The organism is Paraburkholderia atlantica (assembly GCF_000092885.1).
Classification (GTDB): domain Bacteria; phylum Pseudomonadota; class Gammaproteobacteria; order Burkholderiales; family Burkholderiaceae; genus Paraburkholderia; species Paraburkholderia atlantica.
In genome coordinates this window covers 182,002-207,178 of the sequence record NC_014118.1, presented here as the reverse complement: position 1 = coordinate 207,178, position 25,177 = coordinate 182,002, and the positions used below count along the sequence as shown (strand labels likewise).

General features: G+C 62.4%; 22 protein-coding genes and 1 pseudogene. 8 read left to right on the top strand and 15 right to left on the bottom strand.

The features are described from left to right. The first annotated feature begins 105 nt into the window (after window positions 1–105). Together BC1002_RS16950 and BC1002_RS16945 are read left to right on the top strand one after the other, a co-directional pair. The gene (locus BC1002_RS16950; RefSeq protein WP_013091221.1) at window positions 106–756 is read left to right on the top strand and encodes a LysE family translocator; all 651 of its coding nucleotides are present in this window, start codon (window positions 106–108) and stop codon (window positions 754–756) included. A gap of 127 nt (window positions 757–883) precedes the next feature. Beyond that, window positions 884–1,861, top strand: coding sequence for a 2-dehydropantoate 2-reductase (locus BC1002_RS16945; protein ID WP_013091220.1), 978 nt, complete (start codon window positions 884–886; stop codon window positions 1,859–1,861). 84 nt (window positions 1,862–1,945) lie between these two features. Here BC1002_RS16945 and BC1002_RS16940 read toward each other — a convergent pair whose 3' ends face one another. The 3 genes from BC1002_RS16940 to oxlT form a co-directional block, all read right to left on the bottom strand. Continuing rightward, window positions 1,946–3,397: an aldehyde dehydrogenase family protein gene (locus BC1002_RS16940; protein WP_013091219.1), complete on the bottom strand. Its 1,452-nt coding sequence runs from the start codon at window positions 3,395–3,397 to the stop codon at window positions 1,946–1,948. A gap of 92 nt (window positions 3,398–3,489) precedes the next feature. Then, complete coding sequence (locus tag BC1002_RS16935; protein WP_013091218.1) at window positions 3,490–4,479, bottom strand: LysR family transcriptional regulator; 990 nt, start codon at window positions 4,477–4,479, stop codon at window positions 3,490–3,492. A gap of 30 nt (window positions 4,480–4,509) precedes the next feature. Next, complete coding sequence (gene oxlT, locus BC1002_RS16930; protein WP_013091217.1) at window positions 4,510–5,859, bottom strand: oxalate/formate MFS antiporter; 1,350 nt, start codon at window positions 5,857–5,859, stop codon at window positions 4,510–4,512. 367 nt (window positions 5,860–6,226) lie between these two features. On the opposite strand from oxlT, the gene BC1002_RS16925 reads away from it, so the two are divergent. Beyond that, the gene (locus tag BC1002_RS16925; RefSeq protein ID WP_013091216.1) at window positions 6,227–7,174 is read left to right on the top strand and encodes a LysR family transcriptional regulator; all 948 of its coding nucleotides are present in this window, start codon (window positions 6,227–6,229) and stop codon (window positions 7,172–7,174) included. Window positions 7,175–7,270: 96 nt separating this feature from the next. Beyond that, complete coding sequence (locus BC1002_RS16920) at window positions 7,271–7,591, top strand: HAD family hydrolase (protein WP_013091215.1); 321 nt, start codon at window positions 7,271–7,273, stop codon at window positions 7,589–7,591. 90 nt (window positions 7,592–7,681) lie between these two features. On the opposite strand, the gene BC1002_RS16915 is transcribed toward BC1002_RS16920, so the two are convergent. The 6 genes from BC1002_RS16915 to BC1002_RS16890 form a co-directional block, all read right to left on the bottom strand. Continuing rightward, window positions 7,682–8,527, bottom strand: a complete 846-nt coding sequence (locus BC1002_RS16915; RefSeq protein ID WP_013091214.1) for an NAD(P)(+) transhydrogenase (Re/Si-specific) subunit beta — start codon at window positions 8,525–8,527, stop codon at window positions 7,682–7,684. A gap of 53 nt (window positions 8,528–8,580) precedes the next feature. Continuing rightward, complete coding sequence (locus BC1002_RS16910; RefSeq protein ID WP_013091213.1) at window positions 8,581–9,396, bottom strand: fumarylacetoacetate hydrolase family protein; 816 nt, start codon at window positions 9,394–9,396, stop codon at window positions 8,581–8,583. Between the two features lie 9 nt (window positions 9,397–9,405). Beyond that, complete coding sequence (frc, locus tag BC1002_RS16905) at window positions 9,406–10,653, bottom strand: formyl-CoA transferase (RefSeq protein WP_013091212.1); 1,248 nt, start codon at window positions 10,651–10,653, stop codon at window positions 9,406–9,408. Between the two features lie 24 nt (window positions 10,654–10,677). Then, window positions 10,678–12,438 (bottom strand): thiamine pyrophosphate-binding protein, encoded by a 1,761-nt coding sequence (locus tag BC1002_RS16900; protein WP_013091211.1) that lies wholly within the window; start codon window positions 12,436–12,438, stop codon window positions 10,678–10,680. Between the two features lie 440 nt (window positions 12,439–12,878). Beyond that, the gene (locus tag BC1002_RS16895) at window positions 12,879–13,598 is read right to left on the bottom strand and encodes a GntR family transcriptional regulator (RefSeq protein ID WP_013091210.1); all 720 of its coding nucleotides are present in this window, start codon (window positions 13,596–13,598) and stop codon (window positions 12,879–12,881) included. Then, window positions 13,576–13,830: a hypothetical protein gene (locus BC1002_RS16890; RefSeq protein WP_420798769.1), complete on the bottom strand. Its 255-nt coding sequence runs from the start codon at window positions 13,828–13,830 to the stop codon at window positions 13,576–13,578. The genes BC1002_RS16895 and BC1002_RS16890 overlap by 23 nt, the downstream gene beginning before the upstream one ends. 278 nt (window positions 13,831–14,108) lie before the next feature. On the opposite strand from BC1002_RS16890, the pseudogene BC1002_RS16885 reads away from it, so the two are divergent. From BC1002_RS16885 to BC1002_RS16875, 3 genes and pseudogenes are all read left to right on the top strand, one after another. Then, window positions 14,109–15,270 (top strand): annotated as a pseudogene (locus BC1002_RS16885) (MFS transporter). A gap of 412 nt (window positions 15,271–15,682) precedes the next feature. After that, complete coding sequence (locus BC1002_RS16880) at window positions 15,683–17,086, top strand: L-lactate MFS transporter (RefSeq protein ID WP_013091208.1); 1,404 nt, start codon at window positions 15,683–15,685, stop codon at window positions 17,084–17,086. A 10-nt stretch (window positions 17,087–17,096) separates the two neighbouring features. Next, entirely contained in the window at window positions 17,097–17,225 is a 129-nt protein-coding gene (locus BC1002_RS16875) for an MFS transporter small subunit (protein ID WP_013091207.1), read from the top strand. A gap of 75 nt (window positions 17,226–17,300) precedes the next feature. On the opposite strand, the gene BC1002_RS16870 is transcribed toward BC1002_RS16875, so the two are convergent. The 3 genes from BC1002_RS16870 to BC1002_RS16860 all read right to left on the bottom strand — a co-directional run bounded on the left by BC1002_RS16870 (window position 17,301) and on the right by BC1002_RS16860 (window position 20,072). Beyond that, entirely contained in the window at window positions 17,301–18,335 is a 1,035-nt protein-coding gene (locus tag BC1002_RS16870) for an SGNH/GDSL hydrolase family protein (protein ID WP_013091206.1), read from the bottom strand. A gap of 121 nt (window positions 18,336–18,456) precedes the next feature. Continuing rightward, window positions 18,457–18,882, bottom strand: coding sequence for a DUF3830 family protein (locus BC1002_RS16865; RefSeq protein WP_013091205.1), 426 nt, complete (start codon window positions 18,880–18,882; stop codon window positions 18,457–18,459). A gap of 278 nt (window positions 18,883–19,160) precedes the next feature. After that, complete coding sequence (locus BC1002_RS16860; RefSeq protein ID WP_013091204.1) at window positions 19,161–20,072, bottom strand: helix-turn-helix domain-containing protein; 912 nt, start codon at window positions 20,070–20,072, stop codon at window positions 19,161–19,163. 182 nt (window positions 20,073–20,254) lie between these two features. Between BC1002_RS16860 and BC1002_RS16855 the strand changes: the two genes are divergently transcribed. Further along, the gene (locus tag BC1002_RS16855; RefSeq protein WP_013091203.1) at window positions 20,255–21,256 is read left to right on the top strand and encodes a helix-turn-helix transcriptional regulator; all 1,002 of its coding nucleotides are present in this window, start codon (window positions 20,255–20,257) and stop codon (window positions 21,254–21,256) included. Between the two features lie 84 nt (window positions 21,257–21,340). On the opposite strand, the gene BC1002_RS16850 is transcribed toward BC1002_RS16855, so the two are convergent. From BC1002_RS16850 to BC1002_RS16840, 3 genes are all read right to left on the bottom strand, one after another. Then, on the bottom strand, window positions 21,341–22,102 hold the full coding sequence (locus BC1002_RS16850; protein ID WP_013091202.1) for an ABC transporter permease: 762 nt from the start codon (window positions 22,100–22,102) through the stop codon (window positions 21,341–21,343). Beyond that, entirely contained in the window at window positions 22,099–23,025 is a 927-nt protein-coding gene (locus BC1002_RS16845; RefSeq protein WP_013091201.1) for an ABC transporter ATP-binding protein, read from the bottom strand. Before BC1002_RS16845 ends, BC1002_RS16850 begins: the two co-directional genes overlap by 4 nt. A gap of 218 nt (window positions 23,026–23,243) precedes the next feature. Further along, entirely contained in the window at window positions 23,244–25,175 is a 1,932-nt protein-coding gene (locus BC1002_RS16840) for a hybrid sensor histidine kinase/response regulator (RefSeq protein WP_013091200.1), read from the bottom strand. Window positions 25,176–25,177 lie beyond the last annotated feature (2 nt).

Genomic DNA, 25,177 nt, shown 5'->3' with positions numbered 1-25,177 from the left:
CCCGGCCGGCGGAAGCGCGGCGCGGTTTCGCTACAATCCCGGTAACGCATCGCGGGCGATCCTCCGCGCGATGCATCATGATCTCCCGTTCGGAATGCAGCCGTCATGTCCCTTACCGCCTGGCTATTCTTCTTGCCCGCCTGCTTTGCCATCAATCTCGCACCCGGGCCCAATAACCTGCTTTCGATCAACGTCGCCGCGCGGCATGGCTTCATCAAGGCATTCGTCGGCGGCAGCGGCCGGCTGCTCGCCTTCGCGATGATGCTCGCGCTCGCCGCCACCGGTCTCGCCGTGGTGCTGCATGCGTCCGAGTGGATCTTTCTGACGATCAAACTCGCAGGCGCCGCGTATCTGATCTGGCTCGCGATCCAGTTGTGGCGCAGCGACGCTCCCGCTATCGATACGTCGCAACCCCAGGAGCCCGCGCTCACACGCATCGCACGGCAGGAGTTTTTCGTGGCGGCAGGAAATCCGAAGGCGATTCTGGTTTTTACCGCGTTTCTGCCGCAATTCGTCGACGTCGCGCAGCCGATACTGCCGCAATTCGCCGCGCTCGGTGCGAGCTTTCTGGTACTCGAATGGGTCGCGATTGCCTTGTACTCATGGGCCGGCATGTATCTCGGCAAATGGCTGATGCGCGCGAAGATCCGCCGCTGGTTCAATCGCTGCTGCGGCGGCTTTCTCGCGGCGATCGGCGTGAGTTTTCTGCTGGTGCGGCGCGCCCGAGGTGTGGGCTTTTGCATAACGAATAGCTAATACATCGACGGAGAAACTTTAACTATCAGCTTTCGTTGCTCCACCTTATGCTCGAACCGTGACCGGCCGCGAAGTGGTGCAATGCGGCATTCGGCGAACGGCTTTTTCATCGTCACGGAGCGACATCATGAAGATCTGCATCTTCGGAGCGGGAGCGATTGGCGGTTTATTGGGCGTGCAATTGGCGCGCGCCGGCGCGGACGTCAGCTTCATTGCGCGCGGCCCGCATCTGGCGGCCATGCGTGAACACGGCGCGCGCCTCATCATGGATGGCGAAACATTCAGCGCGCCGGTGCGCTGCACCTCCGACCCAAGCGAACTCGGCGTCCAGGACGTCGTCATCGTCACGCTGAAGGCGCATTCGCTGCCAGGCGTGGTCGACTCGATGCAACCACTGCTCGGCAAGCACACGGCGATCGTTACCGGCGTCAACGGCATTCCATATTGGTACTTCTATCAGCATGGCGGACGCTTTGCCGGTACTCGCCTCGCGAGCGTCGACCCCGACGGTTCGCAATGGACCAAGCTCGGTCCCGAGCGCGCGATTGGCTGCGTACTCTACCCGGCGGCGGAAATCGTCGAACCGGGGGTGATCAAACACGTGTACGGCAAGAAGTTCCCGATCGGCGAACCGAGTGGCGAACGCACCCCGCGCATTCAGCAATTGCACGAGATCATGCAGGCAGCCGGCTTCGAAGCGCCGATTCGCGACAACATTCGCGACGAAATCTGGCTGAAACTCTGGGGCAATCTGTGCTTCAACCCGATTAGCGCATTGACGCATGCAACGCTCGATGTCCTGACGAGCGACCCGGGCACGCGCGCGGTTTCGCGCACGATGATGCTCGAAGCGAAGCGAATCGCCGAGCAGTTTGGCGTGCACTTTCGTGTCGATGTGGAAAGGCGTATTGATGGCGCGGGCGCGGTTGGTGCGCACAAAACATCGACGCTCGTCGATCTCGAGAACCGCAGGCCGATGGAAATCGATCCTTTGCTGACCGTCGTGCAGGAAATGGGGCGACTCGTTGCCGAACCGACACCCACCATCGACGTCGTGCTCGCACTGATCAAATTGCGCGAGAAGATGGCATTACAAGGTAATTGACCAGGTACTCATCAACTCCTTCTCGTTTTGCAACACGACCCAAGGATCGGATGCCATGCATCCGATCCTTTTTTGCACTAGACGTTATTGATCGATCGCCACCCACACCGCTTTGGGTTCAGTGAAATTCTCGATCGCGAGATCGCCATGCTCGCGACCGAAGCCCGAATCGCCAGCACCACCCCACGGCAAACGCACGTCCGTATAGCCGTAGGTATTGATCCACACCGTGCCGGCCTTCAAGTCGCGCGCCACGCGATGCACGCGGCTAAGGTCAGCGCTCCACACGCCGGCCGCGAGACTATACGATGTGCCATTGGCGATTCGGATCGCGTCCGCTTCGTCGTTGAAACGGATCACGCTTGCCACCGGCCCGAAGATCTCCTCCTGCGAAATGCGCATCTCGTGCTCGACATTCGCGAACACGGTCGGCTCGACGAAAAAGCCGCGATCGCCGACTCGCGCGCCGCCGGTCACGAGCGACGCGCCTTCCGAGCGACCCGTGTCGACGTAGCTCAATACGGTCTTCATCTGCGCGGCTGAAATCAGCGGTCCCATCGACGTTTCGCGCAGCGACGGATCGCCGACCTTGATCGACTTTGCGCGCGTGGCCAGCCGCTCGACCACTTCGTCATACACGTCACGATGCGCGAGTATCCGCGACCCGGCGGAGCACACTTGCCCCGTATTGAAGAACACGCCGGACGCCGCGGCGCGCACCGCATTGTCGAGATTCGCGTCGGCAAAGATCACGTTGGCCGACTTGCCGCCGAGCTCCAGCGTCACGCGTTTGAAGTTGCCCGCCGCGCCCTGCAGGATGCCTCGTCCGACCGAAGGCGAACCGGTGAACGTGACCTTGTCGATACCGGGATGCGACACCAGCGCGTCGCCAACCACACTGCCCTTGCCGGTGACGATATTGAGCACGCCCGGCGGCACACCCGCTTCGAGCGCCAGCTCGCCGATGCGCAACGCGGTGAGCGGCGTGATCTCGGCAGGCTTGACGATCAGCGTGCAACCGCAAGCGAGCGCGGGCGCGATCTTCCACATGCCGATCATCAGCGGAAAATTCCACGGCACGATCGCAGCGACCACGCCGACCGGCTCGCGCAGCGTATAGGTCAATGCATCGGGACGCGTCGGCACCACCTGGCCGTTGATCTTGTCGCACCAGCCTGCGTAGTATTCGACGGTATCGATCGCGGCGGGCACGTCCTGACGCATCACCGCGGCAATCGGCTTGCCGCAATCGAGACTTTCGAGCGCGGCGAGTTCTTCCATGTTCTCGCGCATCAGGCCCGCGAGACGTTGAAGGATGCGGCCGCGTTCGGCGGCCCGAATCGAATTCCATACTTTCAATGCGCTGCGCGCCGCGCGCACCGCGGCATCGACGTCGGCGGAGCTGCCTTGCGCGACCAGCGCGATCGACTCCTCGGTCGCGGGGTTGATATCGACGGAATATTCCCCGGTGCCTGGCGGCATGCGCTTGCCGTCGATCAACAGATCATGTTGCCTGAGGTCGGACTGGATATCCATCATGAAGCTCCTTGAGTAGGACGTTATGTGGCTGACTGACGGCGCATCGATCGAATGTCGCGCATTGCGCGAGCATTTCGGTCGGCCCCTATCTAAGGTTCTGGCAACAGGCTTTGCCGCACGGACTGCCAGCTGAAGCTTTGCGTCGCGGCAGCGACTGCGGCAGGCATTTCGCCCGCGCTCCGCGAATGATCGGTCGTCGATGCGACGAACTGCGCCCACGCAGCAGCCGCATTGGGACGAAGCGAGCGGTTTCTGCGGTGCACGAGTACCGTCGTCAATGTCGTTTCGGGGACCAGCGGGCGACTCACCAACGAAGCGCCCGGCGAAGGCCAATGCGCATCGACAGGCAATACGCCGACACCCAATCCCAATTCGACCATGCGCGCTACCGCCGCAACGTGTCCGAGTTGCTGCATCGGCCGGCGCTTCAATTCGTTCGCGGCGAGTACCGGTTCGAGCGCGGCGCGCACGCCGGTATCGGCATTCAGCGTGATCAGCGGAGATTCGCGCAACGCGTGCCATCCGATGCTGTCGTGCTGGGCTAGCGGATGCACGGAGGGAAGCACCGCATGCAGTGGCGTAGTGAAAAGCACCTGAGCATGTAATAGCGGACTATCGACGGGTGCAGTCACACAGACCGCGCCGAAATCCACCTCGCCCTGCTCGACACTGGCCAATACGCTGCATTGAGGCTGATCCTTGACCGACACGACCAGCTCGGGAAATACCGACGCGCATTGCGCCAAGGCTCGCGACACCCAGCCGGATGACAACACCGGATTACTCGCGAATAACACGACGCCCGTGTGTCCATCGTAAGCAGCGCGCTCTTCGAGCAGCGTCAATTCGATTTCATCGAGCAGCCGGCCGATTCTTCTCTCGAGGCTCGCACCCGCATTCGTCAATTCGACCTGGCGTGTCGTGCGATCGAACAGCTTCAATTCGACCGCGTCTTCCAGTTCACGCACACACCGGCTGATGGCCGACTGCGTCAGATCGAACTCACGCGCCGCGCGCGTGAAACTGCGCTCACGCGCGACCGCGACGAATACCTTGAGCTGCTGCAACGAAACATTCATGGCGTCGGTTCCGGGCGCGCGACGCTCACTTTATTCGCCAGACTGTTCGGGCCAGTGACTCATTCTCGACGCATTGCCATTGCCATGACCCGCGACGGCCAGCGCGCCCTGAGGTTCATCGTGCGATTCGATCCAACGCGTGCGCATCGGCTCGAGGATGAACTTCGCGGAAATACCGGCTGCGATCGTGATGACGGCGGAAACGATGAAGACGAGGTTCCAGCCTCCCGTTGCCGCGAGCACCGATGCGATCGGCACCAGCAACGAGGCCGTACCCTTCGCGGTGTACAACGTGCCAGCATTGGCGGCCGCGTACTTGCTGCCGAACGTATCCGCGCAAGTCGCCGGGAAGATCGAGAAGATCTCGCCCCAGAACAGGAAGATCAGCGCGGCAAAGACCATAAAGGCATACGGATTGCTGCCGAACTGCATCATGCCGAGCAACGCGAGCCCCTCGCCGATGAAGATCACGAACATCGTGTTTTCACGGCCGATCTTGTCGGAGATGAAGCCGCATAGCGGACGCGTCAAGCCGTTGAAGATATTGTCGATCGACAACGTAAGGGTCAGCAGCGGCAACGTCGCGCCGAAGACCGACATCGGAATGCGGGCTAAGCCCCAGTCTTTCGCGATCGGGCCGATCTGTGCGGTCGCCATCAAACCACCCGCCGCGACCGCGACGAACGACGCGTAGATCACCCAGAAAACTGGCGTTTTGATCATCTGGCGCGACGTGAAATCGACTTTTGACACCGCGAAGCGGCTCTTGCGTACCCCTGCCTGCCGCAAGATCGGCCGCGTCAGGAGCATCGCGAGCAGCAAAATGCTGACGCCCTGCACGATGCCGAAGAACAGGAACGTCGCTTCATAGCCGCGGCTCGTAATCATGTTTGCAATCGGTATCACCGTCAGCGCCGCGCCCGCGCCAAAGCCCGCGGCCGTCAAGCCCGCGGCGAGGCCGCGCCGGTCGGGAAACCATTTGAGCGCATTGCCGACACAGGTTCCGTACACACCGCCCGCGCCTATACCGCCAATCACCGCGGCGAAATACAACATGCCGAGCGTCGTCGCATACGAATTGAGAATCCACGACAAACCCGCGCAGATCGCGCCGCCCGCCACCACCGGGCGTGGCCCGAATCGATCGACGAGCCAGCCCTCGAACGGCACGAGCCACGTCTCGGTCAGAATGAAGATCGAGAACGCGAGCTGGATCGACGCCTCGCTCCAGTGATGCCGCGCATGCATAGGAGCCACGAATAACGTCCACGCATATTGCAGATTCGCCACCAGCGCCATGCAGATCATGCCGATGACGAGTTGCGACCATCGGTTACGCCATGACATACCGGTCGTCGATTGCTGGGTGATATCGTTCATGAGCCTTGTCTCCACTATTTATTTAGTGCAGCCGGCTTACGCGCCGTGCTGGATGCGTCCCGCCTTATCGTTATGGCCCGAGAACTTCGCTATTCGGGAAAATTCGAAATCGATCCTTTAATGCTTTTCCCCCGAACTCGTTTTTCGATGATAGTTCTTGCTTTATTCCGACCAGAACCACGCTTCAGCCGGTAAGCATTACAGCCTATTCCCTGCTATTGCGTCCGCCACACAACATATCTATGCGTTAACCCGCGTATTACAGTGGCTATTCGGCTTGTTATAGGTTTCATGCTAGGGTCATTGCTGAATTACTCATAATTAAAGTTTGTTATTATGTTGATTCACGTTTCCTTATACATCGACCATGACGATGCGCAATGCAACTCTGCGGCAACTGAAGGTCTTTGAAACGGTGGCGCGCCACCTGAGTTTTTCGCGCGCCGCGGAGGAATTGCATCTGACTCAGCCGGCCGTTTCCACTCAGGTCCGGCAACTCGAAGAACATGCGGGGCTGCCTCTGTTCGAGCAACTCGGCAAAAAGATCTATCTGACGCCGGCCGGCACTGAAATGCTCCACTACAGCCGCGCGATCATGCAGCAGTTCCATGAAGTCGACGAAGCGATGAGTCAGTTGAAGGGCGTCTCCGGCGGCAAGCTGAATGTCGCCGTGATCAGTGCCGGCGACTATTTCTTTCCGCGCCTTCTCGCCGAATTCACGCGTCGCTATTCGGGTGTGGATCTGAATCTGGCGGTGCACAACCGCGAAGAACTGCTGCATCAACTGGCGACCAATCAAACCGACCTCGCGGTCATGGTGCGTCCGCCGCACGAAACCGACGCGACCAATGAACCGTTCGCGCCGCATCCGTACGTGATCGTCGCGGCGCCCACTCATCCGCTTGCGCACAAGCGCAATATCCGCTTCAGTCAGCTCGCGAACGAAGCGTTCATCGTGCGCGAACGCGGCTCGGATACATGGAATTCGATGGAAGAAGGTTTTGCCGGCCGTCTGTCCAATCTGAAGATCGCAATGGAGATCAAGAGCACCGAGACGATCAAGCAGGCGGTCATTGCCGGAATGGGCATCGCGTTTCTGTCCGCCCATACGATCAGCCTCGAATTGCAGTTGGGTCATCTGGTCGTGCTCGACGTCGAGAGCTTTCCGGTGATGCTCAACTGGTATGTCGTGCATCGGAAAAACAAGCGTCTGCCGCCGGTGGCCGTCGCCTTCAAACGCTTCCTGATGGAGGAAGGCGCCAGTCTGATCGAAAAGATCACGCGCGTGAAGGAACTGAGCGTGCATAAGCCTTAAGCTATGGAAAGCCAATAAAACTTTAACTATTGCAAATCGATCGCGACTTCTATGCTGCAAGCGAGTTCTTTCACTTGCGAGCCGAGGAGGCCGATCATGAACCACGCTCCTGTTGAGTCCCGTATCAGTACACGCAACGCTCGCGCAGCGGCGGTGGATCACGAAAACCATCCCGACGATGCGCATCTGAGCGCCTACAATGCCGCGTTCAGCGATCTCGGACTGCGGTTTCGCTGGGACCGCGCGACGCTCGACATGCTGAAAGAGTTCAATGGCGAGTTGGCGCGAATCACCGCTTATATCGAGCGCTATCACAGCCATCTGCATCGCGCGTACGATGCCGACTTTCTCGCTCAACTCATTCTGCACAGGAAGATGCAGTACTACAGCGAATTCGCCGCGGCCGTTGGTGAATAGAAGCATCGAACAAGATTCGGGCGGCGGGGTCATCGTCCCGCCGTCTTCGCTATTGGCAATCAGGTTTATCAGGGGCGTCTGCATCGTCGATTAGCGGCGCGTAGTGAAATGAGCCGGCCGCTTGTGCGTACATTTGCATGAACAGTCGCGCGGGCGCCCATTGCTTCGTCTACCGTCGCGCCCATTCCGACGATCTGCATAGGCGCTCAAACGCATCAGCGCCGGCGCGACATCGCGAAGCGCCCAGGTCTGCTCTTCTCCACCATGCCACTCGATGTTCGCGAGCAGGCCCGGCTTGCCGAGCGCCAGGCCATCGCTACGCGCGGCGAACGCACGCATGCGCGGTGCACAACTGTCGTGATGCGCGGCGTGAGCGGGATTACCCCGATACTCGCGACTCAGCATCAGATGCACGCCCATTGCCAACGCCAGGGCGCCCGTCGCGAGCAATGCCGCGAGTCCGAATGGCTGTGCCTGTTCGGTGACGAAGCTGTAACCGAGCCAGCCGCATAACAGCAGCGCAAACAGATTGACCACGTGATGGCCCGGCAGCGCGGCCGCCTCGAGTTGCAATACGCCGCGCAGCTTGCAGAACGCGATCGCGCAGGCCGCGAAGATCAGCGCGCCGATCAAGACGGCCGAAAATAGTTCGATGCGTTCGGTGTTTTCGCGCGCCGCGGCCAACAGGTAACGCGTAAAGCCTATCGACGCGACCACCAAACCGATGCCGCTGCCGAGCAATGCAAGCATCCGGGGCCTGCGTGTCGGATCTCGTTCGCGCACGCAGGCGTGCCGATGCGCCGATTGCCCGCCGAGCCGTCGTCGCGTGAGCGCGGTCACTGCCACCGTCAGCACGGGGACCAACGCCATCGCGACAGTCACCGCAAGCAGCAGCAACAGATCCATCAACACGGCACTCCCACAGGCTTGCGGCATGCGTGATCCTCCGTGATGCGATGAAAGGCAAGAGCCCGAGGTCCCTGACCTCGTCAACTCATGTTCGCGGTATCGCCCAATCGCCGTGGCTCGTCGCGTTGCGCCGCGCTCAAGGTATTGGTCAGCGTGCCGATCCCATCGATCGTGATCGACACCGTTGCGCCGTCCTTGATCGAACCCACGCCCAGCGAGGTGCCACACGCGATCACGTCGCCGGGTTCGAGCGTCAGATCCTGCGAAATCAGACTCACCTGCTCGGCCGGCGAAAAGACCATATCGGCGAGCGGATAATTTTGACGCTCGACGTCGTCGAGCGTCGTCAGCAGGCGCGCCGCCCGCCAGTCGAAACCGGAAACGATGGCCGGACCCAGACAACAGAACGTATCGAAGCTTTTCGCGCGGCACCACTGCGGAAAATGCGGATTCTCGTTGAGCAAGTCGGCAGCGGTGACGTCGTTGACGAGCGTGTAGCCGAAAATTGCCGCCTCCGCCTGCTGCACATCGAGATCGCGGCAACGCTGGCCGATCACGATACCGAGCTCGCCCTCGTAGACGATCTTGCCCGCGTAGTGACGCGGCCGGCGGATCGGCTCGCCCGCGCCGATCACCGACGCCGCCGGCTTCATAAGAAACAGCGGATGCGTGGGCACGGGTTTGTCGAGCTTCGCCGCGAGCGCGTGATAGTTATTCCACAGCGCGACTATCTTGCCCGGCGCACACGGCGCCAGAGGCGTCAGTGCGCGCAGCGACAGAACCGCGCCGGTCGGCACCGGCTGCGCGAGACTTTCGTACTCGTGCAGGTAGGCGCCTTCGACACGGCCGAACACGATGCCGCCGTCGCCCGACATGAACCGCATCCACGTCTGCATGCGTCGCTCCTAGATTGCGCCGGCGGTGCGCAGCGCCGTGATCTGCTCGGCCGAATAACCGAGTTCGGCCATCACTTCGTCGGTATGTTCGCCAAGCAGCGGCGAGCGTTTGACGTCGGTCGGGCTGTCGGACAGCTTGATCGGATTGCCCACGGTCAGATACTTGCCGCGCTGCGGATGATCGACTTCGACGATCGTGCCGGTTTTGCGCAGCGACGGTTCTTCGGCAATTTCCTTCATCGACAGGATCGGGCCGCACGGAATGTCGTATTTGTTCAGGATCTGCATCGCCTCGAACTTGGTCTTCGTCATCGTCCAGCGTTCGATTTCGGCGAAGATCTCCTTCAGTCGCGGCAGGCGCGCGGGCGCTGTCGCATAGTCGGGGTGGGTGGCCCACTCCTCCTTGCCGATCACGTTGCAGATCTTCGCCCACACGGGCGCCTGCGTGATGAAGTAGATGTATGCGTTGGGGTCCGCCTCCCATCCCTTGCACTTCAGAATCCAACCCGGCTGCCCGCCGCCCGACGCATTGCCCGCGCGCGGCACCGCGTCGCCGAACGTGCCGTTCGGGTATTGCGGATACTCTTTCATCACGCCGGTGCGGTCGAGACGCTGCTGATCGCGCAGTTTGACGCGGCACAGATTCAGCACGCCGTCCTGCATCGCGGCGAGCACGCGCTGGCCGCGTCCGGTATGCGTGCGTTGATAGAGCGCGGTGACGATGCCGAGCGCGAGATGCAGCCCCGTGCCGCTGTCGCCGATCTGCGCGCCGGTCACGACCGGCGGGCCGTCGTCGAAGCCGGTGGTCGACGCCGCGCCGCCCGCGCATTGCGCGACATTCTCATAGACTTTGCAGTCCTCGTAAGGACCGGGACCGAAGCCCTTCACCGATGCGACGATCATGCGCGGATTCAATTCCTGAATCCGCTCCCACGTGAAGCCCATGCGGTCGAGCGCGCCCGGTGCGAAGTTTTCGACCAGTACGTCGCATTTCTGGATCAGCGCTTCGAGCACCTGCTTGCCTTCCGGATGCTTGGTGTCGATCGTGACCGAGCGCTTGTTGTGATTGAGCATCGTGAAGTACAGGCTATCCACGTCGGGAATATCGCGCAGTTGCTCGCGCGTGATGTCGCCCGCGCCTGCCCGCTCCACCTTGATCACGTCCGCGCCGAACCATGCGAGCAATTGCGTGCAGGTCGGCCCCGATTGCACATGCGTGAAATCGAGGATGCGCACACCGTCGAGTGCCTTGGCCATGTCGTATCTCCTGAACGATGAAGGTTATTTGTACATGGTCTGGTTCTTCGTGCCCGGTGCGTATTCACGGGGGTCGACCCAGATGTTGACGACCGCCGAGCGGCCGGTGCGATGAATCGCTTCGCGCGCACGCTGTAGCGCGCTCGCGATCTGAGCGGGATCGCGCACTTCCTCGCCATAGCCGCCGAGCATTTCGGCGAATTTGCTGAACGGCACGTCGCCGAGCAGATTCCCGACGTTGCCGCGTTCCTCGCCGTATTTGGCGAGCTGGCCGTAGCGGATCTGGTTCATCGCCGAGTTGTTGCCGATCACCGCGAGATACGGCGCGCCGAAGCGGTTCGCGGTTTCCATGTCGAACGCGGTCATGCCGAACGAGCCGTCGCCGTAATAGCAGAGCACTTCCTTGTGCGGATGTGCAAGTTTCGCCGCGAGCGCGAAGCCGGTGCCGACGCCGAGCGAGCCGAGCGCGCCGGGGTCCATCCACTGTCCCGGCCGGCGCGGCCGCACCGCTTGCGCGGAGATCGTCACGACGTCGCCGCCGTCGCCGATATACACGGTGTCGTCGGACAGGAATTCGTTGAGTTCGTACGCGACGCGATACGGATGAATCGGCGTGCTATTCGAGCGGAACAGCGGCAGCAGTTTTTCGGTCGCGGTCGCTTCGGCGTCGCGCAACTGCGCCATCCATTTGCGGCGCGCCTGACGCTTGTCGTCCTTGATACGACCGCTCGCGGCTTGCAGCACCGCGGCGAGAATCGCGCCCGGATCGCCGACGAGGCCCAGATCGATATCGCGATTCTTGCCGACGGTTCGATAGTCCATATCGATCTGCACCAGCGTCAATTCCTTGCTGATGCGTCGGCCGTAGCCCATGCGGAAATCGAACGGCGTGCCGACCACGATCAGCACGTCGGCATTCGCGAAGGCCTGCGACCGCGTGCGATCGAAATGATGCGGATCGCCCGGCGGCAGCAGCCCACGGCTCGCGCCGTTGAAATAGCCGGGAATCTCGATGCCGCGCAGCAGCGCGATCGCCTGGTCGTGACCGCGCGCGGTCCACACCTGCTGGCCGTACAGGATCGCGGGGCGTTCGGCATCGACGAGGATGTCGGCGAGTTTCTCGATGTCACGCGGATCGCCGATCGATTTCGTCGACGCGCGATAGTGGCCCGGCCGCGGCACGATCGCGCGCGTCGCGTCGACTTCGCGGTCGAGCACGTCGCGCGGAATTTCCAGGTAGGCGGGACCGGGGGCGCCGTTGAAGCATTCGCGCGCGGCCATCGAGATCATGTCGGCGACGCGCTCGGTGCTCGATACGCTCGCGGCGAACTTGGTGATCGGCGCCATGATGTCGACGTGCGGCAGATCCTGCAGCGATCCCATCTTGTGCTGGGTCAGCGCGCCTTGTCCGCCGATGTGCAGGATCGGGCTTTCCGAACGGAATGCGGTCGCGATGCCGGTCACCGCGTTCGTGCAGCCGGGGCCGGCGGTCGTCACCACGCAGCCGAGCTTGCCGGTCTGGCGCGCGTAGCCGTCGGCCGCATGCGCGGCGACCTGCTCGTGGCGCACGTCGATGATGCGGATGCCTTCGTCGACGCAGCCGTCGTAGATATCGATGATGTGCCCGCCGCACAGCGTGAAGATCGTGTCGATCCCCTCGTTTTTCAGCGCCTTCGCAACCAGATGGCCGCCCGACACGACGCCCGCGTCGCGGGTCTTCTGCTTCAGCGTGTCGTCGGCGGTCGTGGTCGTGGCCGGACTCAGGGATGAAACAACTGCAGACATAGTCATCTCCTCATCTATCGGATGTGCAACGGTTATCGACGGACGCGTCCGCTTCGATATACGTCCGGCTGCACCGACGTCTCACGGCTTCGAAGATACCGTATGTGATATATCACATTCGTTCAAGGCCAATTCGAGACGGAAACGGCGCGAAGTTCGTCCTGTTCAAGCTTGTCAGCCGTAGCTTTGCGCTGAATCTGCAAGGCTTTGTGGCGGTTGTTTCAAGGGAAAACACTGGGTCGCGGAACGCGGCCGTCGTTGTTGATATATCACATACCATATTTTCAAGACCGTCAAGCACGGTTTACCCCGCAGTGCGGCGGTAACCTCCGTGTTGTTCGCCAACGCTCGCTGGAGGTGCGCGCACGTAAAAAAGCCCGCAGTGCTTGCGCAGCGCGGGCTTTTCCAAATCAGCAGCTAATCAGGCGTCTACGCCGCCATCAATCGAGAAAATCGCAATTGGCTTCGACGAACGCCGCGAGATCGAGCGAATGCTGACGCGTGAGCCGCTCGGCGAGTTCGGTATCGCGCTTCTCGAGCGCCTCGATGATGCGCAGATGATCGACGATCGAGCGCGCGGCCCGGTCGCTCTGCGAGATGGTCATGCGCCGGATCGCACGCACGTGGATGAAGATGTTCTTGATCGTGTCGAGAATGATCTGCGACTTCGACAACTCGACGATCGCCTGATGAAACGCGATGTTCGCATCCGAATACTCGGCGATATGCTCGGCCGGCGTCGTGTCGCGGAAATTGTCGAACATATGGCGCAGGCGGCCGATTTCCTCGTCGGTCGCATGCAGCGTGGCGAGGCGCGCGGCCATGCTTTCGAGCGCGGCCCACATCTGGATCATCTCGACGATTTCGCGCTTGCTCTTGCGCACGATGTAGATGCCGCGCCGCGGCACCATGCGCAGGAAGCCCTCCTGCTCGAGCAGCGTCATTGCCTCACGCACCGGCGTGCGGCTCACGCCGAGCGATTCGCTGAGCACGCGCTCGTCGAGACGGATTTCTTCGCGATTCTGGTAGATATCCGCGTCGGCGATTGCCTGACGCAGCATCGCATACGCCTGATCGCGCAAGCTCGCGCTCGCGCCGATAGGCTGCAACGACAGGGTCAACGGGGTGGCCACTGTTTCAGTTGGAAGTTCTGACGACATTCATCGCCTCTGCTTGTACACGCGCGCGATTCGGCGCCACTGCTTTGCCGCGCTGCTCGCCCTGGCCCACGAAGCGGCCATGTTGCGATGCAAGCGCTCCGATCGAATCGGGAATCCAGTCGGTCAGCAAAACGGTGGCGGCACAGCCCAACCCTAAGACAGCAATGGCGAACAGCGCGAGAGGTACGAATTCCACGTGCAACTCCGAACGATTGAGAAGGTAATTCCTCAATTGTATGCTGCAACGCCGCATTTTTCAATATTCGGTATGTAGTATATCAACACCTGTTGTTTCTAAGATTGCTTCACGTTAGCACGCCATAGGGATGCGTGGTTCGCCCACACCGTTGCCCCCGATGGCCCCCATGGGCGCTTGGTGTAAACACGCAAAACGCGCGCTATTCGCGCAGCCGCGTGCGATCATCGCGCATTTTCAACATTGCGCAGATTGTGAATTCGGGGGCGCGTCATTAACCTTCCGGACATCCTGCCGCGGAGCGATTCCGTCGAATGCCTTGCCGGCGCGGCGCGCTCGACTCAAGCCCATGTCATGTCGAAGGAGACTCGACGAGCACCACCCACCCGCAGGCCGCATTGGCCACTCACCGCAATGCGCGCAGTCAGGCCCGCAAAGCCGCACTCGGCAGCTTTGTCGGCGCCGTGGTCGACTGGTACGACTTCCTGCTGTACGGCATCGTCGCCGCGCTCGTGTTCAACGCCGAATTCTTCCCGAACGTCGGCCCGGCGATGGGCACGCTCGCCGCATTCGCGACCTTCGGCGTCGGCTTCCTGTTCCGCCCGCTCGGCGGTTTCGTGTTCGGCCACTACGGCGACCGGCTCGGACGCAAGCGCATGCTGGTGCTCACCGTGATGATGATGGGTCTGTCGACGGCCGCGATCGGTCTGCTGCCGGCGTTTTCGACGATCGGCTGGCTGGCGCCGGTGCTGCTCGTCACGCTGCGCGCAATCCAGGGCTTCGCGGTCGGCGGCGAATGGGGCGGCGCGGCGTTGATGGCGGTCGAAAGCGCGCCCGAGAAAAAGAAGGCCTTCTACAGCAGCGGCGTGCAGGTCGGCTACGGCGTCGGGCTCGTGCTGTCGACGGGTCTCGTCGCGCTGATCAGCCGCTCGATGGACAACGCCGCGTTCCTGAGCTGGGGCTGGCGTCTGCCGTTCCTGTTCAGCGTCGTGCTGGTGCTGATTGCGTTGTGGATCCGCTCGAGCATGGAGGAGTCGCAGGAGTTCGTCGAGAAAGTCGGCAAGCATGGCGAGCGCCGCGTGCGCCTGCCGATCGTCGAAGCGCTGCTGCGCCATCCGAAGGCCTTCCTGCTGATCATCGCGCTGCGGCTCGCCGAGCTGTTCACGATGTACGCGTTCGACCGTATGGATCGTCGTGTTCGCGGTGATGCTTGCCAACATCGCGCACGACATGGTCGTCAGCGTGCAGCAGCCGATGTTCACCGAGCTGTTCGGCACCGAGTACCGCTATAGCGGCGCGGGTGTCGGCTATCAGGTGGCGAGCGTGGTCGGCGGCGGCTTCACGCCGTTCATCGCGGTCGCGCTGGTCAGCTTCGCGGGCGGCTCGTGGCATCCAGTGGCCGCATATCTGGCGATCGGCTGCCTGATTTCGGTACTCGTTGCAGCACGCATGAAGACCGGCCGCACGATCGATTGATACCGGCGAAACTCGCCATCGATACAAGACGGGCCGACGCGGCAAACAAGCCGCGCCGGCCCGTTTTCTTTTTTGCCTCGTGACGTGCGCGCTTGTTTATTGCTGCCCTTGCATAGTGCTTCTAGTCGAAAATTCGCAGCAGCCAGTTCGGCCCGTCCCACGACGTTCGCGATCTCGTGAAGAATGCCCGCGTCCGACCAGGATCAAACCTTATGTCCGCGCGCTTCATATTGCGAAGGCATCGTCCACGTCCTATTGTCGAGCCAGGCATGATTTGCGGGTGCATTGGACCGGCCATATGAAATAAAAGTGCATATAGCGATGACGGGACGGCCTGCGCAAGTTACACTCCGCCGCCTCAGGTTAATGCACGAAACGCCGATAAACAGAACGACTGTAAGGAGACCCACTTATGAGTAGTATCAGCGAGCCGGGCAGCCAACAAGGTTCAGCCCCATTCTTTTCAAAACAGGCCACCATCGCGCAGCCCGGTTTCTCGCGCTGGATGGTGCCTCCCGCCGCGCTCGCCGTGCATCTGTGCATCGGCCAGGCCTACGCGTTCTCGGTCTTCAACGGACCGCTGACCAAGGTAATCGGCATCACGCAGTCCGCGCCCGATGACTGGTCGCTGACCGCGCTCGGCTGGATCTTTTCGCTTGCGATCGTGTTCCTCGGTTTGTCGGCGGCATTCGCCGGCAAATGGCTCGAACACGTCGGTCCGCGCCGCACGATGTTCACGGCCGCGTGCTGTTTCGGCGGCGGCTTCCTCGTGTCCGCGCTCGGCGTGTACCTGCATCAGATCGCGCTGCTGTATCTCGGCTACGGCGTCATCGGCGGGATCGGGCTGGGGCTCGGTTATGTGTCGCCGGTGTCGACGCTGATCCGCTGGTTTCCGGACCGCCGCGGTATGGCGACCGGCATGGCGATCATGGGCTTCGGCGGCGGCGCGATGATCGCAGCGCCGTTGTCGGTCGCACTGATGAAACACTTTCAAAGCGCGACCAGCATTGGCGTCGCGGAAACCTTCATCGTGCTCGGCATCGTCTATTTCATCTCGATGACGATCGGCGCGCTCGCGATCCGCGTGCCGCCGGCGGACTGGAAGCCGGCTGGCTGGACGCCGCCCGCAGCGACGCAGCACCGGCTGATCACGAGCAATCACGTGCATATCGACCAGGCGCTGAAGACACCGCAGTTCTATCTGATCTGGCTCGTGCTGTTCCTGAACGTGACGGCCGGCATCGGCATTCTCGGCCAGGCCTCGGTGATGATCCAGGAGAGCTTCAAGAACACGGTGACAGCCGCTGCGGCAGCCGGCTTCGTCGGGCTCTTGTCGCTGTTCAACATGGGTGGGCGTTTCGTGTGGGCGTCGGCGTCGGACTGGATCGGCCGCAAGAACACCTACTACATCTTCTTCGCGCTCGGCGCGGTGCTCTACTACCTCGTGCCGAGCTTTGCCGCGAACGGACAGATCGCGCTGTTCGTGCTGACGTACTGCATCATCCTGTCGATGTACGGCGGCGGCTTCGCAACGGTGCCGGCCTATCTCGCCGACATGTTCGGCACGACCTTCGTCGGCGGCATTCATGGACGTCTGTTGACCGCGTGGGCCGCGGCAGGCGTCGCGGGTCCGGTGCTCGTCAACTACATCCGCGCATATGAAGTCGCGAACGGCGTAGCGAAAGCGGACGCGTACACGATGACCGTACACATCATGGCCGTGCTGCTCGTGATCGGCTTTATCTGCAACCTGTTGGTCAAGCGCGTGGACGAGAAGCACCACATGACCGATGCACAAGTCGCCAAGGGCGCTTGAGGAGATCCGTATGTCGACCGTTCAAACCGTACATCCGACCAACAAGTTGATGCTCGCGGTGTTCTGGCTGTATGTGATGATCCCGCTTGCGTGGGGAGTGATCAATACGCTGACGCAGGCGACGAAGTTGTTCAAGTGACGATGTGATGTGATGCGGACCCCGGCCTTGTTGAGGGCCGGGGTGCCGAAAGCAGGCCGCGCCGCGGTGTCCCCCTTACCGCCCCAACCCACTGTGCGCGATCTGCTGCTCGACGAACTGCGCAAACAATGCATGCATATGCGTGGTCGGATGCAGATCATCGGCGAACATGTAAGTCTGATCCGCATTGGCGCTGACATAAGTTGCGGGCGAGCATAGCAGCGCGGTGTCATCGGGCGTTTTCTTCGGGTCGCAGGCCTGCCCCGTATTCGACACGGTAAAACCGTTCGCCTGAAAGTTTCCGATCACCTGATTCGTCCACGTGTACGAATCGACCTCGATCACCTTCGATTGCAGCCCATCGGTTTGCAGCGCGCTATTCAACGTAGCGTTGAATAGCTGCGACAACTGCGTGAGGTTCGCGCCACCATCGGGCGAAGTGAGTCCCTTCGGCGACAGCCCGATATTCGGCAGATTGATCACCACCACATGCACGCCGCCGTTCTGCACGATCTGCCCGACGAGCTGGGCGAGCGTCGTGGCCGCCGCCTGCACGACCGGCGCAGCGGCGGGCAGATTGCCGGCACGCAGCACGTCGTTCGAGCCCACCCACACGAGCACGAGCTGATTGGCGTTGAAGCTGCCGTGAGCGCTCAGATAGCTCGACAGCTGCTGATTCACAGGCATTTCGATGTTGCCGATCACATCGCTCAGGTAGTCGTACTGGTTCGCCGGTGTCGCCACGGTCGAGCCGCCTTCCGCATAACCGAGGCCGCTCTGCGCGCTCAGCTTATGCGTGAAATCGATCATGAACGCGGCGCTAAGCGTATCGCCGTAGTATTGCGCGACGTTCTGGGCCCACACCTGACCGGGATTGGTCGTGAAACGCCCGCCGCCCACCGCCCTCGCGAGCGGCGCATAGGTCCCGACGTCCGACAGGCTGTCGCCGAACGACACCACCTGCAGCTTGACGCCGCCGGCCGGCCCGGCCGCCGTGCTGCCGCCGCTATTCGACCCGCTGCTGCCGCTGCCGCCCCCGCCGCATGCCGATAGCAGCACGATCGACATGGCAAAAACTACAGCGCGGACCTTGTCATTTATGCGTCGCATTTGCTCCTCCTCGCCGGGCCGGCCAGACGGTGCCGCGTGCCTGAACAGCGCGGCCGGAACCTGCCCGCACGCGGCTCTTCAAACAAGCATCGCGTATGCCCAGCAAGGAAGTGCGGCCCCCTCAAAGCCGGTCGAACACCACCTCCTGCGCGCCTTCCCACAGCACCTTCGTGCCGAGTTCGCGCAGTTTTTCCTTGCCTTCGACGATCGTCAGAAAATGATTGCCCGCGAGCTGCCCCATCTTGCTCGCGAAGCAGCACGAGCCATACGCGAGGATGATCTCGGTCTCGCTATAGCCGCCCGGATAGAACAGGATGTCGCCCACCGATGGATGGCTCGTGTGATTTTCGAAGCCGACCGCGACGCCGTCGTTCTCGAGCTTGAATTCGCCGAGCGGCACCCAGCAGCCCTCGCCGCTCCAGCGCACGTGGATCAGCTTCTGCCGGTAGGGCAGCAGCTTCAGGAACGCGGCCACGGTCTGCGGCGCATCGGGATGCGTTTCGGCGATGAAGGTGTGGCCGCAGGCGGTCATCTTGAGTCGGGTCATGGCGCGTTATCCGGTGGGCAAATTTGAAAGGTGCTTCGATTCTGTCGTCCGATGCAAGGCTTCGACAGGTACAGTTATCCGCGCCGCGGTCAGTCCAGTTAGACCACCTGCGATCGCGGGTGGCGGGCCGAGCTGCAAAGCCTTGCGCGATATGCCATGCCAGTTTGCGGCGCGCGCCGCCACGAATGTTCGTAGTTTGCAAGCCGCGCAATGCAACGCACACTGCGCAGGTGCGTGATTCCGACTGGAGAAAGACATGCCGTTACGGCTCGTCCAGCTCAACCGCGCAGCCGGTAGGCGAGCGGCGTCGCGCCATAGCCACGCTTGAACTGCACGGAGAAGTGACTGGCATTCTCGAAGCCGACTTCGAGCGCGATTTGCAGCACGGTTCGATCCGTGGCGCGCAGCAGCCTCGCCGCTTCCTCGAGCCGTAAGCGCGTGACGAACTGATGCGGCGTCTCCCCGGTCTCGCGGCGAAACACCCGAGCAAAATGAAAACTGCTTAGGCCGGCCTGCTCGGCCAGTTCGGCGATCGCCAGATCTTCGGCGAGATTGGCGCGGATGTAGTCGGTCACCCGGCGGATGCGGCGCGGCACCAGCCGTCCGGGCCCCGTCGCGCTGTCGCGCCGCGCGTCGTTGCCGCTCGAATAGTGTTGCAGCAGGTGCGCGGCGAGCGCGTGAACCAGCGTATCGACATACAGACGCGAATCGGCGGGATCGCGGGCGGCGCGATGCAGTGCGGCAAGCATCGCGGCGATCAGCGGATCGTTGAAGCGCATCGCGTGGCCGAGCGACAGTTCACGCGACGCGTCGAGCCCCATCTGTTGCGCGACGCTGTCGATCAACTCGCGCTCGATGTGCACGTGCAAGGTAGACAACGGCTCGTCGCTGATCGAATGCCAGCGCCACGAGATCGGCGTGGGCGGCACGAACCACAGGTCGTTCACGCGCATATCGGCGCTTTCCCAAGCTCCGCCGAGGTTGCGTTCGAGATGCTCGGCGCCGCTCGCGAGCGTCATCAGCGTGAAGTCGCGCAAACCGGGCGCTTCGAGCAGGTCTTGCCGCACCGGCTCGAGATACGAGCGCAGCACCAGATGCCGCCACTCGCGATCCACGCTCGACACGAGTCGCTGGCCGGCCATGTAGCGGTCGTAAGCGAGCGTCGTGGTGAGCTTGGGAATTCGTGCCATCACATCCCTTCGAAGGAGGTGCCGTATGGAAGGAGAAGCGCCGCCGTACCTGTATTGCCGGTCCACTGTCAGCGCAAGATCACAAAAATGATAGCAAGGAACCGGCTACCGACATTTCACGAAATCGCTAATCATTGAGGTTGTCGTATTTCACGCGTTTAGAACGCCGGAGCTACCGTTTCATGGAACATGAATGCGATACGCTGCCGCAATGGCTGAACGGCTCGCCGCAAGGCGAAGCCGGGCACGCGTCGGCAGCACACCCGAGAGCGGCATCCGCCCAACCGGCTTACCCGGCCGGCGCGCGGCACGCCGCGAAATCAGCCCACGCGGCTGAAGCAGTGAAGATGTCTCCCCGCGCCGCGAATGGCGCTGGGCGCAGTGGCTTTCTGACTCTGTTTACCGAGGAGGAGATCGGCACGCCGTCGCCTGCGGCGCGCCGCTCAGCCCCGCTGATCAGTCCGCTCGGACGGTTCGGCAGCGCGCAGGACCGCATGGAGTTCGTGCGCCAGCGCATCAGGCAGCTGGGTTTCGACTCGTTCAGCTATACGGCCACGCGCACGTCGTCGCATCACAAGACGATGTTCGTGTTGACGAGCTACGAGTCGCAGGCATGGCTCACGCGCTATTTCCGCGAGCGTTATTTCGAACTCGATCCGCGCGTCGCGCACGCGTCGCCGACCGGCATGCCGTTTCTGTGGAATACCGCCGATCTGCGCGCCGATCTGCCGCGCGCGCAGTTGCGCAGCGAGCGGCTCGGCGCTTTGATCGACATGCTGGAAGCGGCCGGGCGCAAGAGCGGCATTCTCACGCAGATGCCGCTGCCGGAGCCGGAGCTGAGCGCGAGCCTGTGCTTCAACTCGGAGATCGGCAATCCGCGCTGGATGACCGAATCGATCGTCGCGGAAACGCTGATGTTCGCGCACTCGATTCACGAGTTCATCTGGACCCACGCGAAAAGCGTGATCGGCATCGCGCCCGCGCAGCAGCAGCGCATCGCGCTGAGCAAGCTGCAGCATGCGGTGCTGAAGGCGGTCGTGCAGGGGCAGCGGGACAAGGAGATCGCGTATTTCCTCGGGCTGTCGCCGCATAACGTCGACTATCATCTGCGGCGCTTGCGCCAGTTGTTCAACGTGCGCAACCGCGTGCAGCTGATCAATGTCGCGCAGGCGTATCTGTCGTAGTCGGCGTCACCGCGTATCGATGAAGAGGGCGCGACGGCTTTTCGCTGTCGCGCCCTCTCCGCATTTCAGCCGAGGACATGACGGCTAACTTTTCAACCGATAGCCGGTCCTGAAGATCCAGCCGACGATCACGAGGAACACCGCGAGGAACAGCAGCGTCATGCCTAGACTCAGGCCGACGCCGACGTCGCCCAACTCGAAGAAGCTCCAGCGAAACCCGCTGACCAGATAAACGATCGGATTGAACAGCGTGACGGCGCGCCAGAACGGCGGCAGCATGTCGACCGAATAGAACGCGCCGCCGAGAAACGTGAGCGGCGTGACGATCAACAGCGGCACCAGTTGCAGCTTCTCGAAACTGTCGGCCCAAATGCCGATGATGAAGCCGAGCAGACTGAAGGTGACCGCCGTCAGCACCAGAAACAGCACCATCCAGAACGGATGCATGATCTGCAACGGCACGAACAGCGCGGCGGTCGCGAGAATGATGAGCCCGAGCAGGATCGACTTGGTGGCCGCCGCGCCCACATAGCTGACGACGATCTCCAGATACGACACGGGCGCCGACAGCAACTCGTAGATGGTGCCGGTGAACCGCGGAAAGTAAATCCCGAACGACGCGTTCGCGATGCTTTGCGACAGCAGCGACAGCATGATCAGCCCCGGCACGATGAACGCGCCATAGCTGATGCCTTCCACTTCCTTGATACGCGACCCGATCGCCGATCCGAACACGACGAAGTACAGCGACGTGGAAATCACCGGCGCGATGATGCTTTGCATCAGCGTGCGCCACGTGCGCGCCATTTCGAACTTGTAGATCGCGCGCATTGCGTAGATGTTCATGGGTTCCCCCGCAGCAGGCTGACGAAAATGTCTTCGAGCGAACTCTGCGTGGTGTGCAGGTCCTTGAAGCGGATGCCGGCATCGTCGAGCGATTTCAGCAATGCGATGATGTCGGTGCGGCCGCCCTCGCCTTCATAGGTATAGATCAGCTCGTTGCCGCCGTTCGCGACCGCGAGCCCGTAGCCGGCGAGCGCAGCCGGCACATCGTCGAGCGGGTACTCCAGTTGCAGCGTCAACTGCTTCGTGCCGAGCTTGCGCATCAGCTCGGTCTTCTCTTCGACCAGCATGATCTCGCCCGCATTGATCACGCCGATGCGATCGGCCATCTCCTCGGCTTCGTCGATGTAATGCGTGGTCAGGATGATCGTCACGCCGCTCGCCGCGAGCGAGCGCACGAGCTTCCACATGTCGCGGCGCAACTCGACGTCGACGCCGGCGGTCGGTTCGTCGAGAAACAGCACGCGCGGCTCGTGCGACAGCGCTTTGGCGATCAGCACCCGCCGCTTCATGCCGCCCGACAGCGTGACGATCTTGTTGTTGCGCTTCTCCCAGAGCGACAGGTCGCGCAACACTTTCTCGATGTAAGCGGGGTTCTTCGGCTTGCCGAACAGACCGCGGCTGAACGACACCGTGGCCCAGACGGTCTCGAACGCGTCGGTGGTCAGCTCCTGCGGCACGAGGCCGATCAGCGAACGGGCCGCGCGATAGTTCGCGCCGATGTCGTGGCCGTCCACTGTCACGCTGCCTTCGCTCGCATTGACGATGCCGCAGACGATGCTGATCAGCGTGGTCTTGCCCGCGCCGTTGGGCCCGAGCAGCGCGAAGATTTCTCCACGGTGGATCGCCAGATTGATGTTCTTCAGTGCCCGAAAACCGCTGGCATAGGTTTTCGACAGATTCGTGACCGAAACGATTGGCTGCATGGACTCGATGATGGCAGACACCGCTGTTGAATGACGGAAACCGGCGCGAACGGACGCGCCGCATCCGCAATGTAATGGAAAGTGAGAAAGCGTGCAGAGCACGGAGACGCCGCCGCGCATTCGCCGCGGCGCGAGATGGTTCGGCTTACTGATGGGTTCCGATGCAGACCGAGGCCCGGCGCGGTCATCCGGCGCGCGCGACGCGCGTCCGCGGTCTTTTACGCCGACGCGCTGTGTTGCGCGCCCCGAAAGCGGCTTGCGATCACTTTCTGGATGTCCTCGACCGACACCGGCTTCACCAGATGATGATCGAAGCCGGCCTCGCGCGAGTGCTGCCGGTCGGTGGCCTGGCCATAGCCGGTCACGGCGATCAGCAGCGCGTCGACGGTGATCGGACGGCGGCGCATCTCCTGCGCGAGCTGGAAGCCGTCCATGCCGGGCAGGCCGTGGTCGAGCAGCACGATCTGCGGCTGGAAGTGCGCGGCCAGTTCGAGCGCGGTGTTGGCTTCGTGCGCGACGCGCACGTCGTACCCGTCCGCCTGCAGCACCAGCGACAACGCGAGCGCCGCATCGACGCTGTCGTCGACCAGCAGCACACGCAGCGCCTCGCCGCAGTTATTCGGCACGGCTTCGGGCGCGGCCGTCGACGCTTGCTCGGCGTCGGCCAACCGCGTCAGCGGCAATCGCACGACGAACTCGCTGCCGCGCCCCGGTCCCGCCGAAAACGCCTCGATCCCGCCGCCGTGCAACTCGACCAGCGTACGCGCGAGCGGCAGGCCGATGCCGAGGCCGCCTTCGGAACGTTCGATCGAGATTTCCGATTGCACGAACAGATCGAAGATGTGCGGGATCGTTTCGGCGTCGATGCCCACGCCGTTGTCGCGTACGCTGATCAGCACGTCATCGCCCGCTTCGCGGACTTCGATGCGGATGTCGCCGCGCTGCGGCGTGTACTTCGCCGCATTCGACAAGACGTTGCCGAGCACCTGCGCGATCCGTACGCCGTCGCCGACAACGAACAGCGGCTCGGCGGGCAGATCGGTGGTGAGCGTATGGCCCTTGCGATTCAACGCAGGCCGCACGGTTTCGATCGCTGCTTCGAGCGCGGCGGCCAGCTCGACGATTTCGTGGCGCAGCGTAATCTTGCCCTGCGTGATGCGCGCGACGTCCAGCAGATCGTCGACGAGCCGGCTCAGATGCTTGACCTGTCGCCCGATCACCGCGCGCATCGCCTCGAAGCTTTGCTGCGATGGCGCACGACTCGGGTCGAGCAGTTCGATCGCGTTGCGGATCGGCGCGAGCGGATTGCGCAGCTCATGCGCAAGCATCGCGAGGAACTCGTCCTTGCGGCGATCGGCGTCGCGCAACGCCATCTCGTTGGCCTTGCGATCCGAAATATCGTTGACGATGCCGGCGAGCCGGTAGATGTGCCCGCGCGCGTCGCGCACCGGAAAGCCGCGCTCGACGGCCCAGCGCGTCTCGCCGTCGGGCCGCACGATCCGGTATTCGATCTCGTACGCGACACCGGTGGCGAGCGCGCGATACGCGGTCTCGACCGCGGCCTCGTCCTGCGGATCAATGTGGTTGGCCCAGTGGCGCCCGGTCGGCGTCGGCTGGTGCGCCGCATCGCCCCACAGACGCCGATACGCGGGGCTCACATACAGCAACTGCGCGCTCGATGGGTCGAGCATCCAGAACACGTCGTCGATGTTCTCGGCCATCTGCCGGAAGCGTTCTTCGCTCTCGCGCAACGCGCCCTCCGCGCGGCGCACGCGCAGCAGCGCGCGCACCTGCGCGATCAACTCGGCCGGCTCGATCGGTTCGGTCAAATAGCTGTCCGCGCCGCCTTCGAGGCCGCGTACCCGGTCCATGCTCTGCACCGCCGCCGCCGACGTGTGGATCACGAGCACGCCCGAGGTCTCCGGCGCGGCCTTGATGCGGCGGCACACTTCGAAGCCGTTCAGATCGGGCAGGTTGACGTCGAGCAGCACGAGGTCCGGCTGCGAAATGCGCGCGCGCTCGATCGCTTGCGCGCCGTTGCCGGCCTCGATCACGATGAAGCCCGCGCGCGACAGGATGCGCGTTTTCGCGTAACGAGCGCCTTCGTTGTCGTCGACGTTGAGGATCAGATTCGCGTTCGCATCGGTCATGA